The organism is Rhizobium sp. HT1-10 (assembly GCF_049472505.1).
GTDB lineage: Bacteria > Pseudomonadota > Alphaproteobacteria > Rhizobiales > Rhizobiaceae > Rhizobium.
Map to the genome: position 1 here is coordinate 114,428 of NZ_JBCEBQ010000005.1, position 14,546 is coordinate 128,973.

The 14,546-nt window shown below is 62.2% G+C and carries 13 protein-coding genes; 6 read left to right on the forward strand and 7 right to left on the reverse strand.

Annotated features, from left to right (window positions below; genetic code table 11):
* Positions 1-35: 35 nt before the first annotated feature.
* Complete coding sequence (locus VH564_RS14980; protein WP_423340644.1) at positions 36-908, reverse strand: NAD(P)-dependent oxidoreductase; 873 nt, start codon at positions 906-908, stop codon at positions 36-38.
* A 227-nt stretch (positions 909-1,135) separates the two neighbouring features.
* Here VH564_RS14980 and VH564_RS14985 point away from each other — a divergent pair, with 227 nt between their 5' ends.
* The 5 genes from VH564_RS14985 (at position 1,136) to VH564_RS15005 (ending at position 6,147) form a co-directional block, all read left to right on the forward strand.
* Entirely contained in the window at positions 1,136-2,104 is a 969-nt protein-coding gene (locus tag VH564_RS14985; protein ID WP_423340645.1) for an aliphatic sulfonate ABC transporter substrate-binding protein, read from the forward strand.
* A 171-nt stretch (positions 2,105-2,275) separates the two neighbouring features.
* Entirely contained in the window at positions 2,276-3,244 is a 969-nt protein-coding gene (locus VH564_RS14990; protein ID WP_423340646.1) for an aliphatic sulfonate ABC transporter substrate-binding protein, read from the forward strand.
* A 34-nt stretch (positions 3,245-3,278) separates the two neighbouring features.
* A complete protein-coding gene (gene ssuD, locus VH564_RS14995; protein ID WP_423340647.1) occupies positions 3,279-4,454 on the forward strand; it encodes an FMNH2-dependent alkanesulfonate monooxygenase in 1,176 nt (391 codons plus the stop codon).
* 21 nt (positions 4,455-4,475) lie between these two features.
* Positions 4,476-5,315, forward strand: a complete 840-nt coding sequence (gene ssuC, locus VH564_RS15000) for an aliphatic sulfonate ABC transporter permease SsuC (RefSeq protein WP_423340648.1) — start codon at positions 4,476-4,478, stop codon at positions 5,313-5,315.
* Between the two features lie 10 nt (positions 5,316-5,325).
* A complete protein-coding gene (locus tag VH564_RS15005; RefSeq protein ID WP_423340649.1) occupies positions 5,326-6,147 on the forward strand; it encodes an ABC transporter ATP-binding protein in 822 nt (273 codons plus the stop codon).
* Between the two features lie 90 nt (positions 6,148-6,237).
* Here the strand turns inward: VH564_RS15005 and VH564_RS15010 are convergent, their stop codons facing one another.
* From VH564_RS15010 to VH564_RS15035, 6 genes are all read right to left on the reverse strand, one after another.
* The gene (locus VH564_RS15010; protein ID WP_423340650.1) at positions 6,238-7,947 is read right to left on the reverse strand and encodes a hypothetical protein; all 1,710 of its coding nucleotides are present in this window, start codon (positions 7,945-7,947) and stop codon (positions 6,238-6,240) included.
* Between the two features lie 101 nt (positions 7,948-8,048).
* Positions 8,049-8,870, reverse strand: a complete 822-nt coding sequence (locus VH564_RS15015) for a methyltransferase domain-containing protein (protein ID WP_423340651.1) — start codon at positions 8,868-8,870, stop codon at positions 8,049-8,051.
* A gap of 43 nt (positions 8,871-8,913) precedes the next feature.
* Positions 8,914-9,180: an usg protein gene (locus VH564_RS15020; protein WP_423340652.1), complete on the reverse strand. Its 267-nt coding sequence runs from the start codon at positions 9,178-9,180 to the stop codon at positions 8,914-8,916.
* Between the two features lie 183 nt (positions 9,181-9,363).
* Positions 9,364-10,194 carry an ABC transporter permease gene (locus tag VH564_RS15025; RefSeq protein WP_423340653.1) on the reverse strand — a complete coding sequence of 277 codons (831 nt, stop codon included), beginning with the start codon at positions 10,192-10,194 and terminating at the stop codon, positions 9,364-9,366.
* Positions 10,191-10,994 carry an ABC transporter permease gene (locus tag VH564_RS15030; RefSeq protein WP_423340654.1) on the reverse strand — a complete coding sequence of 268 codons (804 nt, stop codon included), beginning with the start codon at positions 10,992-10,994 and terminating at the stop codon, positions 10,191-10,193. The genes VH564_RS15025 and VH564_RS15030 overlap by 4 nt, the downstream gene beginning before the upstream one ends.
* Positions 10,995-11,112: 118 nt before the next feature.
* A complete protein-coding gene (locus VH564_RS15035; protein ID WP_423340655.1) occupies positions 11,113-11,895 on the reverse strand; it encodes an ABC transporter substrate-binding protein in 783 nt (260 codons plus the stop codon).
* Between the two features lie 361 nt (positions 11,896-12,256).
* Here VH564_RS15035 and VH564_RS15040 point away from each other — a divergent pair, with 361 nt between their 5' ends.
* Complete coding sequence (locus VH564_RS15040; protein WP_423340656.1) at positions 12,257-14,524, forward strand: OmpA family protein; 2,268 nt, start codon at positions 12,257-12,259, stop codon at positions 14,522-14,524.
* The last annotated feature ends 22 nt before the right edge of the window (positions 14,525-14,546 follow it).

Sequence of the window (14,546 nt, forward strand, 5' to 3'; positions counted from 1 at the left end):
GCGGACGGTAGCGCCGACCTCCCCGGAGATCGACGCTACTTCTTGCCCAGACGCGCCAGCAGGGACGACGTGTCCCAGCGTTTCCCGCCCATCGCCTGCACCTCTCCGTAGAACTGATCCACCAGCGCTGTGACGGGCAGGGCAGCGCCGTTGCGGCGCGCTTCGCTGAGCACGATGTCGAGATCCTTGCGCATCCAGTCGACGGCGAAGCCGAAATCGTATTTCCCGGCCATCATCGTCTTGTGGCGGTTTTCCATCTGCCAGGAGCCGGCGGCACCCTTGGAAATGACGTCCACGACCTTCTCGATGTCGAGGCCGGCCTTCTGGCCGAAATGGATGCCTTCCGCCAGACCCTGGACAAGGCCGGCGATGCAGATCTGGTTGATCATCTTGGTCAGCTGGCCGGCGCCGACATCGCCCATCAGTCCGACCATGCGGGCATAGGCGTCGATCACTGGCTTTGCCTTCTCGAAGACAGCAGCGTCGCCGCCGCACATCACGGTGAGCACGCCGTTTTCGGCACCCGCCTGGCCGCCGGAGACCGGCGCGTCGATGAAATAGAAGCCCTTGGCTCTGGCTGCCGCATCGAGTTCGCGGGCGACTTCCGCGCTTGCGGTGGTGTTGTCGATCAGGATCGCGCCCGGCTTCATTCCGGAGAACACGCCGTCCTTTCCGATCGTGACGGAACGGAGGTCGTCGTCGTTGCCGACGCAGGTGAAGACGAAGTCGGCAGTGCTTGACGCCTCTGCCGGGGTGGCAGCGGACGTGCCGCCATATTGCTTGACCCAGGCCTCGGCCTTGGCAGCGGTCCGATTGTAGACGGTGACGGCATGACCGCCCTGGACCATCAGATGGCCGGCCATCGGATATCCCATGACCCCGAGGCCGATGAAGGTGACATTCGCCATTCGCGCATTCCTTTGCAGATTTCGCCAGAGCATTAGCCCAAAGCAGAAAAGCTGGAAAGGCCGTAAGCCCTGGCAAGGGTCGAGGTTGTCGATTTCGCGAATGGTCGTTTCCGCAGCAGCGCATTCCGGCAAGCGCCCGAATTTCACAAAATCCTTTGTCGATCTAATCCCTAGACTTCTTCAGTGTTAACGCATCGCAATCGAGCCAAAACTCTGGGAGACGCAGCATGATTTCGCGCAGACAGACATTGGGGCTCTTGGGAGCCGCCGCCGCTTCGGCAATCCTGCCGCTTGCCCGACAGGCGAATGCCGCGACCGCCACGCATCTGCGTATCGGCTGGCAGAAGAACGGGGTGCTGGCGCTTGCCAAGCGCAACGGCGCGCTGGAGAAGCGTCTGGCCGGGCAGGGCATTGCGGTCGAGTGGTCGGAGTTCACGTCCGGTCCGCCATTGCTCGAAGCACTCGGTGCCGGTGCGCTGGATTTCGGTGCAACGGGCGACGTGCCGCCGCTCTTCGCCCAGGCGGCGAACGGCAATCTCCTCTATGTCGGTCTCTACAGGGGGAGCCCGGAGGCCTCGGCAATCCTGGTGCGGGCGGATTCTCCAATCAAGTCGCTGGCTGACCTGAAGGGCAAGAAGCTCGCTTTCAAGCGTGGTTCGAGTGCCCACAACGTCGCGGTCAAGGCATTGCGGGCGGGTGGGCTGACGCCTGCCGATGTCGAGCCGATCGATCTCTCGCCGCCGGATGCCGCCGCCGCCTTCAAGACCGGCAGCATCGATGCCTGGTCGATCTGGGACCCCTATCTGGCGATTGCCGAAGCCGATCCGCAGACCCGCGTGCTGGCGACCGCACGGGGCATTGTCGACAGCTACTCCTTTTTCCTCGCCAACAACGATTTCACCAAGGAAAACCCCGACGTCATCTCCACTGTGATCGACGAACTCGGCAAGGTCGGCGCGGCAGCCCAGGGAAAGCTCGACGATACCATTGCAGCGCTGGCGGCAATCACCGGCGTGCCCGCCGATATCACGCGGGTAGCATTGACCCGGCCGGGCTCCGATCTCGGCAGCGTCTCGACGATGACAGATGCAGCGGTCGCCTATCAGCAGTCTTTGGCCGACGAATTCTACACGCTGGGCATCTTGCCGAAGAAGCTCGACGTCGGCGACATCGTCTGGAGGCCGAAGGCGAGCTGAGCCTCGCGTCACCGGAAAGCAGGCCGGATCGTTGTTCAACCGACAATTCGAGCAAAATTATTCTAGCAAGCTGCTGCGGTTCAAAATCCGCAGCTTCGATCTCTACCGATCCCCATGACACTATTGACGCAACGGACAGAGATCCGGTTGTGATTTTTACGAGGCATTTCAATGATCACCCGCAGACAGACGCTTGGGCTTTTCGGTGCAGCCGCCTCCGTGGCGATATTGCCGCAAGTCCGGGATGCCAGGGCCGCCACCGGCGTAACACTCCGGATCGGCTGGCAGAAATTCGGCGTGGTGCCGCTCGCCAAGAAGAGCGGAGCGCTGGAAAAGCGCCTGGCGGACAAGGGTGTGACCGTCGAGTGGAACGAGTTCACCTCGGGCCCGCCGTTGCTGGAGGCGATCGGCGCCGGCGCCATCGATTTCGGCATCACCGGCGACGTGCCGCCGCTGTTTGCCCAGGCCGCCGGGCGTGACCTGCTCTATGTTGGCGCCTATCAGGGGCCGGCCGCTTTCCACGGCCTGCTCGTGCACAAGGATTCGCCGATCCAGAAGATCGAGGACCTCAAGGGCAAGAAGCTCGCCTACAAGCGCGGCTCCAGCGGCCATAACTTCGCCATCCAGGTTCTCCGCAAGGGCGGGCTGACGGTTGCCGACATCACCGAAGTGGATCTCGCCCCACCGGATGCCGCCGCTGCCTTCAAGAACGGCAGCATCGACGCCTGGGCAATCTGGGATCCCTATTTTGCCGTGACCGAGACAGACCCGCAGACACGGGTGCTGACAACCTCGGACGGGATCATCGACAACTGGGGCTATTTCCTCGGCAACGGCGCCTTCACCGCGAAGAACCCGCAAGTGATCGCCGATGTCATCGACGAGCTCGCCAAGGTCGGTGCAGCGGCGCAGGCCAATCTCGACGCGACGGTGACGGCGCTGGCCGAGATCACCGGCGTACCGGAGCCGATTACCCGCGTCACGCTGACCCGCAGCAAGGCCGACCTCGGCAAGGTGTCGCTCGTGCCTGATGCGGCGCTCGCCTACCAGCAGGCCCTGGCGGACGATTTCTACAGCCTCGGCATCGTGCCGAAGAAGCTCAAGGTCAGCGACATCGTCTGGCATCCGAAAGCCAGCTGATCGATCCCCGCGACCACGAACAAGGGAAAATGACATGACCGACACTTCCAAGCCCATCGACTTCCTCTGGTTCATTCCGACCTCCGGCGATGGCAGCTATCTCGGCTCGGCCGACCTCAACCGTGACACGGATATCGGCTATCTCACGCAGATCGCCCAGGCCGTCGACCGGCTCGGCTTTTCCGGCGTGCTGCTGCCGACAGGCGTGTCCTGCGAGGAATCCTTCGTTACGGCAGCCGCGCTTGCAACCCAGACGCAGAAGCTGAAGTTCCTGGTCGCCGTTCGTCCGGGCACCGCGTCGCCCGCTTATTATGCCCGTCTCGCCTCGACGCTCGACCGCATCTCGCACGGCCGCCTGCTGCTCAACATCGTGGTCGGCGGCAGCCCTTCGGAACTGGCCGGCGACGGCATCTTCCTGAAGCACGACGAGCGCTACGATCATGCCAATGAGTTCTTCGACGTGTTCGAGGAACTGATGGCCAAGGGCACGTCGACGCTCGACGGCAAGTTCATCAAGGCGACGGGCGCCCGGCTGGCGCTGCCGCCGGTGCAATCGCCGCGTCCGCCGCTCTATTTCGGCGGCTCCTCGGATGCCGGCATCGATTTTGCCGTCGGCCGGGTGGACAAATACCTGACCTGGGGCGAGCCCCCGGCGCAGGTCGCTGAAAAGGTCGAGAAGGTCCGCGCGGCTGCCAAGCGCACCGGTCGCGACGTCAGCTTCGGCATTCGCCTCCACTTCATCGTCCGCGAGACCGACGACGAGGCCTGGGCAGCTGCCGACCGGCTGATTTCGCAGCTCGACGACGACACGATCCGCGAGGCCCAGGAGCGCTTCGTCAAGGAATCGGATTCGGTCGGACAGAAGCGCATGGCCGCCCTGCATGGCGGTCGCCGCGACAATCTCGAAGTCTCGCCGAACCTCTGGGCCGGCGTCGGCCTGGTGCGCGCCGGCGCGGGCACCGCGCTGGTCGGCTCTCCGAAGACGATTGCAGCCCGCCTGCGCGAATATCAGGAGATCGGCATCGAGACGGTGATCGGCTCCGGCTATCCGCACCTCGAAGAGGCCTATCGCGTTTCCGAATTGCTCTTCCCCGAACTCGGGCTTGGCCGCGAACTGCAGCGCGGCAGCTTCGATGTCGAATTCGGCAAGCGCCAGGTGTTCGGCGGCGGCAGCCATGGTGGCAACCTGAAGGTCGTGTCCGGATCCTGATCCGGCGGAAAGGACGAGATCATGGCGGCAGTCGATACCCATTTTGTCGAGGTGAGGGCGGCGCGGGCCGACGAGGGCGAGCGGGCCGGTCGGTCGCGTCAGGTGCTGGAAGGGTGGCTGCCCTATCTGGTGCCGGTGGCCATCATCGCCCTCTGGCAGCTCGGCTCTTCTGCCGGCTGGATCTCGTCGCGCGTCATGCCGTCGCCGGTCGATGTCGTCCTTGCCTTCTGGCAGACGACGACATCGGGGCAGCTTCCCAAGGACATCGCCGTCAGCGCCGGGCGCGCCTTTGCCGGCCTGTTTGTCGGCGGCTCCATCGGCTTCCTGCTCGGCATCGCCAATGGCGTGTCGCGGCTGTCGGAGAAGCTGACCGACACGACGCTGCAGATGATGCGCACCGTGCCGCACCTGGCGCTCATTCCGCTGGTGATCCTGTGGTTCGGGATCGGCGAGGAATCGAAGCTGTTCCTGACCTCGCTCGGCGTGCTCTTCCCGGTCTATCTCAACACCTATCATGGCGTGCGCAACGTCGACCGCGACCTGATCGAGATGGGCCGCGTCTACGGCATGGGCAACTGGACGTTGTTTCGCAAGGTGATCTTCCCTGGCGCTCTGCCATCGATCTTCGTCGGCCTGCGCTATGCGCTCGGCATCATGTGGCTGACGCTGATCGTCTCGGAATCGATCGCCGCATCCTCCGGCATCGGCCACATGGCCAATAACGCCCGCGAATTCATGATGACCGACGTCGTCGTGCTGTCGCTGGTGATCTACGCCTTGCTCGGCAAGGTGGCCGACGTCGCCGCCCGGGCGATGGAGCGCAGGGCACTGCGCTGGAACCCCACCTATCAGCAGCGCTGAGGAGAGAGAGATGAACGTCATCGCCCACCCCCGTTTCAAGCCGATAGACAAAGGCAATGACAAGCACTCCACCGCCGGCCAGGAGCCAGCGGTGGCGGCGGCCCCCGGTGCCGGCGCTATCCGCGTTCGCGGCCTCGAGAAGCGCTTTGGCGACAATCAGGTGCTGCGCGGCCTCGACCTCGATATCCCGGCCGGCCAGTTCGTTGCCGTGATCGGCAAGAGCGGTTGCGGCAAGAGCACATTGCTGCGCATCCTGATGGGACTGGACGCGCCTTCCGCCGGCAGCGTCGCCTTCGGCACGGCGAGCGGCGAAGCGGCACCGAACGCTCGCATCGTCTTCCAGGAGCCGCGCCTGCTGCCATGGCTCACCGTCGCCGACAATGTCGCCATCGGTCTCGGCGAGGGCGTTCCCAAAGCCAGGGGCCGCACAGCTGCAGCACAGGTTCTCTCCGAAGTACAGCTCGCGAAAAAGGCCGGCGAATGGCCGGCGCAGCTCTCCGGCGGCCAGCGGCAGCGCGTGGCACTGGCCCGCGCGCTGGTCAGCAAACCCGGCATCCTCGCCCTCGACGAGCCGCTCGGCGCGCTCGACGCCCTGACCCGCATCAGTATGCAGGAACTTCTGAACCGCGTCTGGCGCGAACTCGGCTTCACCGCCGTGCTGGTGACCCACGATGTCAGCGAGGCGGTGCACCTGGCCGACCGCGTGATCGTGCTTGAGGAGGGCCGCATCGCCATGGACCTCGCCGTTCCCCATCCGCACCCGCGCCGACACGGCAATCCGGCGCTGGCGGAGCTTGAGGGCAAGCTGCTGGCGGCGATATTGGGGCATTGAGGGGCGCAGACGCCGCTGGGCGTCCGCCTGTCGATCGTGAGGGCGCCCATAAGATAGGGCAGACCTAGGGCTGCTTGTTGCGATGGTACCTTAATCGCCGGCCTGTTTGGCGGGAGGGGCGCCGCGAATATCTATTCGGGTTGAGCGCTCTCCGAGATTGTCCGACATCTCCTGCCAGATCCTTCTCAGACGCCGTACGTGCAGGTCATCGGCAATCCAAGCCATCATGTGTTCTAAACACCTTTTTGTGGTCTCCGGGTTAGCAGTCACCGTAGCGCAAGCCCATTGGCAATAGGCGTCGATATCAGCCGCAAGTGCGTTCTGCGTGACGCCGACTTTCTTCGCCACTGCTTCTTTTGGATCAAGTTTATTGTCTTGTTGAGCATCGACAGCGGCGTCCTTCTGCAGAGGCTCCGGTGCTGTTGGGGATGGTTGCGGCCCTGTCTCGCGGATAGTGAAGGGCCTGATGCCGCTGATCTCGCCGATCTGCCGCATGACCTTGCTCGGCGCGAAGAGGATGCCCGCATATATCTTATCGAACTCATCCGGGCTTTCCGTTGGTGTCGGCCCATCGTAGCTTTCAAAGTCCAAGGCACGCTCGAGGTCAAAAATTGTCCGGATGTTCATATGGCGGAGCAGCAGAAACTTGTCGAGGCCGACAATGTTGCAGAGCTGCGCTTGTGCCACCCAGTCTACGGTCTGGTAGATTCCATGCGGAGACTCGATATGCAGGAGAATGGGATTATAGACCGCAAGGTTTTGAACATCGTAAATGCCACATTCTTCGAGCCGGAACCGCGTCGAGTAATCGATGCCATCAATGATGTCCAAAGGCATCAGGCGCGTCACGGTATTGAAGCGGTCATCGTCAATCTTTATCCACGATATAAGCGATTGTGTTTTTAAAAGCAGGAACTTGGAAGAGCTCTGAGGCAACAACCCCAAAACCGGAGCAAGCGCCATCCAGGCGCGGGGAATGTTGCCGCAGCCGTTTATAGCTACAGCTCCAGTCAACAGCGTAGCAATTTGCTGGCTTGGATCGTTGAACGCCTTGAAGAGAAATATGACGATGACGACGGAGGCAAAAATCTCGACTGTTTGCCAAAGGAACGTATAGGCTGAAAGATCGAAGACGGCGAGGCTGCGGACAAACTGGCGGGCGGCAGCAATAAACGCCCCTGCAAAAGCCAAGGAACCCACTAAACGCACTTGGTTTTCAGCCACCAGCGGCAAACAGGTCGCCAAACCGGGAACCGGAGGCGAACAGGGCTGAAACGCCAATTTGCCGCAAATTTCGAAGCCGCCCATCACCGCCAACGATAGATTTGAAAAGCCGAGGAAGCAAAGGACAACAAAGCCGGCGGAAGCAAAAAGCAGTCGGTAATCGCCCAGATTTCCGAACAGCCTGGACTTTCGTATTCGTGTCTCGATTTCTTTCAGCAGATCCAAAGCATCTTTTGTCGAAGGGTAGGGAAGATCGGACTTTTGGTCGAACTCCCTGAGGTCGGCTAGGTATTTTGTGGTGACAAACTCGAGCGAGGGATTAATGCCAGGTTTTTCCGAACCTCCTCTAGATGCTGTCTGGCCTGCATCGCTCGTTGCCGGATACGACGAAACAAAAGATGAGATGATGCGACGAGACCGTATCTCGTTTCGGGCATAAATAAGAAGAACCGGAATGCCGAGTGCGGCGAATAGCGAAAACCAGTCAGTCCTCGACATTGCTGGCAAGGATGCAATAATGGCGTCCGCGAAGCCAAGTAAACCACCAGTCTGCCATGCGTTGAAAATATGAAGCATATTCCAACCCCCCGTCGAAAAGGCGTAGTAAAAGATTAACGCTCTTCTAACGGGAGAATCAATACTAAAATGCAATTCAAGCGGACGGAAACCTCAGCTAGCTATTCTTGCCGCAACCTCGCTATCACCAGATGCCCAGGTGTCGGCATCCCATCTTCCATCCGCACATTAATATCCGTGATCTCGAGGAGCTCAAAGCCGGTGGCTGTCAGCCGTTCGCGGACATAGGCCTCGGCATGGGCGAAGCGCTGGTGGGGGCCGACCATGTAGGGGCGGCCGGCGAGGGTGGCTTCGGGCAGGGTTTCCGACGAGAAGATGAACAGGCCGCCGGGGGTCAGGTTCTCGGCGGTGCCGAAGAACAGCGGCTCTAGGGCGCCGAGATAGGGCAGCACGTCGGTCGCGGTGATGATGTCGAAGGGCTCTTCATCGTTGTCCTCGAGAAAGTCCTCGACTTCGGCGACGAACAGCGAAGCGTAGATCTCCTTCTCGTCGGCGATCTCGACCATGTTTTCCGACAGATCGATGCCGGTCATGTCGTCGACGATGTCGCTGAGCACGCCGCCGGTCAGTCCCGTGCCGCAGCCGAGGTCCAGCAACCGCTTGAAAGGCCCGAGACCGAGCGCCTGCAGGCGCTGGCGGACCAGCATCGGCACGTGGTAGCCGAGCTGCTCGACGAGCACATCCTCGAACACCTCGGCATGCTGGTCGAACAGCGTCTCGACATAGGCATCGGGCGCCTTGGGCGGGGTTTCGCCGCGGCCCATCGAGGCTATGCGCACCGAGGCGCCGCCATGGTCGTCGGGGTCGATCGCCAGCACTTCATTGTAGGCGGCGACGGCCGCGTCGATGTCGCCGGACTTCTCCAGCTCTAGGGCACGGTTATAGGCGTCGGCCAGCGCGTCTTCGTCGATCTTGTTTTTCATGCCGGCTTTTTATGCCGGGCGAAAAGCGGCTGCAACCGCTATTTCAATTGAGGATGAATTCGCCCTGCAGCGCCCGCCAGTCGGTGGCCGAGATCAGCTTGCGGTGGACATAGCGCACCGAATGCAGCGGCCCGTCGAGCTTTTCCTGCCAGAACTTCAGGAAGCCGCGCATTTCCGGGAAATTCGGGGCGAGATCATAGTCCTGCCAGAGGTAGCTCTGCAGGATCGCCGGGTGATCCGGCATGCGGTAGAGAATTTCTGCTGTGGTCAGTCCATAGCCTTTCAGCTGCAGTTCCATTTCCTTGTGCATCGGTCCCTCACTTGGTTCCAACTCTCCGTGGTGCTCTCCACCACAGGGTCATGGGAACACGACGTGCTTAACCGAAGCTTTACGACAGGCTGGAAAAAGACATTTTTGTGACAACAATCAATCGGTTAGCAGCTCTCAGGGGTGAGTGCTGCCAATCGATTGAAGGACCGCAGCCAAGCCGACCTAGCGGGTCAGATGTCGGGTCAGCCGTCGTTCGGTCCATTCCAGCCCGTGGCGGAGGATCTCGACGATGGTGAGATAGAAGATCGCTGCCCAGAGATAGGCCTGGTAGTCGTAGGTCTGCGAGAAGGCGTAGCGCGTCTCGCCCATCAGGTCGAAGACGGTGATGATCGCCACGACAGCCGAGCCTTTGACCATCAGGATGATTTCATTGCCATAGGGACGCAAGGCGACGATGAGGGCTTGCGGCAGGACGATCTTGAAGAAAGCGACCAGCTTGCCGATGCCGAGCGACGAGGCTGCCTCGTGCTGTCCGCGCGGAACGCTGATGATCGCGCCGCGCAGGATTTCGGTCTGGTAGGCGGCGGTGTTGAGCGTCAGCGACAGCAGTCCGCAATACCAGGCCTCACGGAAAAACCACCAGAGGCCGACCGATTGCCATTCGGTCCTGAAACCCCCGAGGCCGTAATAGATCAGGAACAGCTGCGCCAGGATCGGCGTGCCGCGGAAGACGTAGACGTAGACATAGGCGAGGCCGCTGAACAGGCGGTTTTTCGACATGCGGGCGAAGGCCAGCGGCACTGAGAGCAGGGCGCCAAAGACGATCGAGACGGCGACAAGCTCCACCGTGGTCAGCAATCCGTGCAGGAAGCGCGGCCCGTATTTGAAGAATTTCTCGTTGTCCCAGTTCGAGATCATCATCGCCAGCAGCGCCAGGCCGAGCAGCGCCCAGAGCGTGACGACGACATAGCCCGTCATGCGTGCGGGGCGCATGCGCGTCGCGGCTTCCGGTGGTGGCGCGCGGGGCGGAATGAGGGCCTTCGAATAGCTCATCGCGACGCCTCCGAGCGTTTGGTCCAGCGGTCGATAAAGCCGAGGCCGGCCGACGAGACGATTGCCAGGATCAGATAGAGGGCACAGGCAACGAGGTAGAAGAAGAACGCCTCCTTGGTGGCGCGCACAGCAATCCCGGTCTGTCGAAGAATGTCGGTCAGGCCGATGATCGACACATAGGACGTGTCCTTGAGCAGGTTCATCCAAAGGTTACCGAGGCCAGGCAGGGCGATGCGGATCAGCTGCGGCAGCACGATGAGGCGCATGGTCCGGCTCCGGCTGAGACCGAGGGCGGAGCCCGCCTCATACTGGCCTTTCGGAATGGCGCGGAAGGCCGACAACAGCACTTCGGCGCAATAGGCGGAAAACACCACCGACAGCGCCAACATGCCGGCAACGAAGGCGTTGATCTCGACGCGTCCCTGGTAGCCGAGCGACGACAGGGCTGCCTGGATGGCGATCTGGATGCCGTAGTAGACGATGAACAGCGTCAGCAGTTCCGGCAGCCCGCGAAAGATCGTCGTGTAGATGCTGGCGGCCAGGCGAACGGACTTTTCTTCTGACTGCTGGCCCAGGGCGACAAGAAAGCCGATCATCAGGCCGATCGGCAGGGTCGCGAGCGCAACGATGATCGTGACTTTCAGACCAAGCGCGATTTCGTCGCCCCAGCCCGTATCTCCACAGGCGATCACTGTCCCGGGACCGAACAGGCTGAAAAGTCCGACAGGACCGCACAAAGGGTCGAAGATCGTGCTGACGGAATCCCATAGGGAACCGAGCGCGGAAAACAATCCGCTCATGCCATATTTTCCCCTTGCGACTGTATCGTCGCTTTCTATTGCCTACAGTTCTCAAATAAAAGCGGCGGAAGAGCAAGCCTTCCGCCGCCTGTATTTCGTGTCGGTTTAAATTCTATGACTATTCGCCGTAGACGTTGAAGTCGAAGTACTTGTCCTGGATCTTCTTGTAGGTGCCGTCGGCGCGGATCGCGGCAATGGCAGCGTTCAGCTTGGTCTTCAGCGCGTCGTCGCCCTTGCGGAGGCCGATGCCGGCGCCTGCGCCGTTGATGACCGGATCGACCGGCAGGGTGCCGAGCATCTTGCAGCAGTTGCCGGCATCAGACTTAACCCATTCCGACAGAACGACGACGTCGTCGATGACGGCATCGATGCGGCCGTTGGCGATGTCGAGCTTGTATTCGTCAGCCGTCGGGTAGAGCTTCAGCTCCACGTCCTTCAGATGCTCGGTCGCATAGTTGGCGTGGGTGGTCGAGGACTGGGCGCCGATGGTCTTGCCCTTGAGGCCGGCATCGGTGGCTTCGGTAACGGTCGAATCCTTCGGCACGGCGATGGCCGGCGGGGTGTTGTAGATCTTGTTGGTGAAGTCGATCGACTTGAGGCGCTCAGGCGTGATCGACATCGAGGAAACGATCATGTCGAACTTCTTCGCCTGCAGGGCAGGGATGATGCCGTCGAAGTCCTGGTTGACGATGGTGCACTTGACCTTCATCTGATCGCACAGCGCGTTGGCGATATCGATGTCGAAGCCCTGGAACTTGCCGCCGGCATCGAGCGATTCGAAGGGCGGATAGGTCGCATCCGTGCCGATGGTCAAGGTGTCGCCGTCGGCCATGGCCACGCCGGAAAACAGGGACATCGCGGCGAGCGACGCTGCGGCGAAGAGACGGGTGGTGTTGCGCATGTGGATCCTCTCTGTTGGGAACCGCGCGGTATTTTTGTTTTCCGCGCGCGGTCTGGATGGGGGCGGAATTTCCAAAGGCCGCCTTGCTTAGATAATTTTCCTCTTTCGAGCGAATTGCAACTGGAATCGCACAAGAATGATGCAGTGCACAGTTTCGTCCCGTTGGGCCGAGATGAACCTTACCTGCACGGGGCATTCATCGGCGATACACGGCCCACTCCTTAAAAAGCGGAACAAATCGGACTCCGGTGCATTTGGCTGCGCCGGACCGTAAATCGGCCCGATTGTGGCAGAACAACACGCCGGTGCCTTCGAATTCGTTCGCAGGCCACCAGAAGAAAAGAACCGAAGAGGAAATATCGTGGGTACCAGATCAAGATTGTTCGCCAGTGCAGCGTTCCCGCTGCTGTCGCTATCGCTGATGTTGCAACCGGTGCACGCCGCAATGCTTGTTGGCGCAACCAGCGTCGCTGCCGGTCACCAGAACGATACTGCATCCTACGATGTAGCCCAGGCCGCCGCTGAGCCTGCCGAAGACGATCAGGACCCGAAAAAAAGAAAGAAGCCTCCCGAGGAGCCGGGCAAGGAGCCGCCAAAGGGTGAGAAGCGCGCGGAGCCGGAAGCTCCACGGCCGCCCAAGGCTGAAAAGCCGCCCGAGCCCGAGGCTCCACGCCCGCCCAAGGCCGAAAAGCCGGCTGAGCCGGAAGCGCCTCGCCCTCCCAAGGCTGAAAAGGCACCTGAGCCCGAGGCACCTCGCCCTCCCAAGGCCGATAAGCCGGTAGAACCCGAAGCGCCCAAGGCCGAGAAGCCTATCGCCGAGCCGGAAGCCCCGAAGCCGCCGAAAGCTGAGAAGCCGGCTGCAGAACCGGAAGCCCCCAAGCCTCCAAAGGCTGAGAAGCCCGCCGCCGAGCCGGAGGTCAAGCCGGAGCAGCGCAAGCTGCAGGATCCCGCCGCTGAAGCACCGGCCGTGAAGCCGAAGGCCGAGGCGCCAGCCGCCGAACCGACCGCACCCGCGGCCCAGCCGGAAGCGCCGCAGCCGACGCGCAAGCATCAGAAGCCTGCCGACGCCAATGGCGAAGCCGCGCCTGTCGCACCCGTCGCACCAGGCGAAAAGCCTGCCAAGCCGGAGATGCCTGCCGAGAAGGTCGCACCGACGGCTGAAAAGCCGGCAGCGCCCGCAGCCGAAGGTGAGAAGCCCGCGAGGCCCGCAGCTCCGCCGGCACCCGCAGCGGAAGGCCAGAAGCCGGTCGCCCCAGGCACCGAACCGCCTGCGCCTGCCGCCAACGGCAAGCCCGCGCCGGCTGGTGCTGCTGCGCCTGCTACCATTGCTCCGGCCGAGCCCGCCCAGGCCGCGCCGACGACAGCAGGCGAGCAGGTATCGCCAGCCGAACTGGAGCGCCGCAAGAAGATCGCTGAAAATCCGACCGCAGCCGGCGCCGGTGCCGGCCCGGTCATCCTGCCGGTCCAGAACGGCACTGCCGTGCTCGACAGCGACAAGGATGCAGCGCGCCGCGGACACCGTGGACAGCCAGGTAACGGCCAGCCGCCAGCCCCCGGTCAGCCTCCTGTAGCCGGCCAGCCGGCACCCGCAGGCCAGGCAGCCGGTGGACCGCGTCCGCCAGCCCCTGCCAACGTGCCCCCACCTACATCCGACGCCGATTCGCAGCGCGTCGTCGGTGGCAACCAGGCACCGCCGGTCAAGATCGAAGCGGTGACCAGCGAGCAGGGTCGCCGTATGGACAGGCGCCCGGACTTCGTCTCCCCTGAAGGCGTGCGGATCGACGATCGCCAGGACAACCGCGTGATCGTCAACTTCGGCGACAACGTCTACGTTCGCCATGACGACACCCAGCGCTTCGTGCGCGACGGCGAACGCCCGGTCTACGAGCAGCTGCCACGCGACCGGTATCGCGAGACGATCGACCGTCCGGACGGCGACCGAATCATCACCGTCCGCAATCGCTACGGCGACATCATCCAGCGCTCGCGCATCGATGCTCGCGGCCGCGAATACGTGCTGTTCTACTCGCCTGAACTGGAGAATACGCCGGATCAGGACGACTACTACCGCGATCCCGGTGACGAACTGCCGCCGATGCGCCTGAGCATCCCGCTGAACCAGTATATTATCGACACCAGCGCGGATCAGGACCAGGATTACTACGACTTCCTGCGCAAGCCGCCGGTCGAACGCGTCGAGCGGGTGTATTCGCTCAACGAAGTCCGCTATTCGGCCCGTCTGCGTGACAAGGTGCGTCGCATCGACCTCGATACCATCACCTTTGCGACCGGCAGTGCCGAAATCCCGATGGAGCAGGCAAAAACGCTGCGCAGCATTGCCGATGCGATCGGCAAGATCGTCAAGAAGGATCCGACCGAGACCTTCCTCATCGAAGGCCATACGGATGCTGTCGGCTCGGCTCAGAGCAACCTGATCCTCTCGGACCAGCGCGCCGAATCCGTTGCCAACGTGCTGACCGATGTCTACGGCATCCCGCCGGAAAACCTCGCGACGCAGGGCTATGGCGAGCAGTATCTGAAGATCAACACGGATGGTCCGGAGCAGGAAAACCGCCGCGTCACCATCCGCCGCGTGACGGCGCTGGTTCGCCCGGTCGCAGCCAAGTAGGGCTCGATCCCGAGACAACAGG

Bases quoted from the DNA above. Each gene is read 5' to 3' on its own strand.
- ssuC (WP_423340648.1), top strand. From the start codon at position 4,476: ATGGCGGCAGTCGATACCCATTTTGTCGAGGTGAGGGCGGCGCGGGCC.
- VH564_RS15020 (WP_423340652.1), bottom strand. From the start codon at position 9,180: ATGCACAAGGAAATGGAACTGCAGCTGAAAGGCTATGGACTGACCACA.
- VH564_RS15035 (WP_423340655.1), bottom strand. From the start codon at position 11,895: ATGCGCAACACCACCCGTCTCTTCGCCGCAGCGTCGCTCGCCGCGATG.
- VH564_RS14990 (WP_423340646.1), top strand. From the start codon at position 2,276: ATGATCACCCGCAGACAGACGCTTGGGCTTTTCGGTGCAGCCGCCTCC.
- VH564_RS14985 (WP_423340645.1), top strand. From the start codon at position 1,136: ATGATTTCGCGCAGACAGACATTGGGGCTCTTGGGAGCCGCCGCCGCT.
- VH564_RS15015 (WP_423340651.1), bottom strand. From the start codon at position 8,870: ATGAAAAACAAGATCGACGAAGACGCGCTGGCCGACGCCTATAACCGT.
- VH564_RS15025 (WP_423340653.1), bottom strand. From the start codon at position 10,194: ATGAGCTATTCGAAGGCCCTCATTCCGCCCCGCGCGCCACCACCGGAA.
- VH564_RS15005 (WP_423340649.1), top strand. From the start codon at position 5,326: ATGAACGTCATCGCCCACCCCCGTTTCAAGCCGATAGACAAAGGCAAT.
- VH564_RS15010 (WP_423340650.1), bottom strand. From the start codon at position 7,947: ATGCTTCATATTTTCAACGCATGGCAGACTGGTGGTTTACTTGGCTTC.
- VH564_RS14980 (WP_423340644.1), bottom strand. From the start codon at position 908: ATGGCGAATGTCACCTTCATCGGCCTCGGGGTCATGGGATATCCGATG.
- VH564_RS15030 (WP_423340654.1), bottom strand. From the start codon at position 10,994: ATGAGCGGATTGTTTTCCGCGCTCGGTTCCCTATGGGATTCCGTCAGC.
- ssuD (WP_423340647.1), top strand. From the start codon at position 3,279: ATGACCGACACTTCCAAGCCCATCGACTTCCTCTGGTTCATTCCGACC.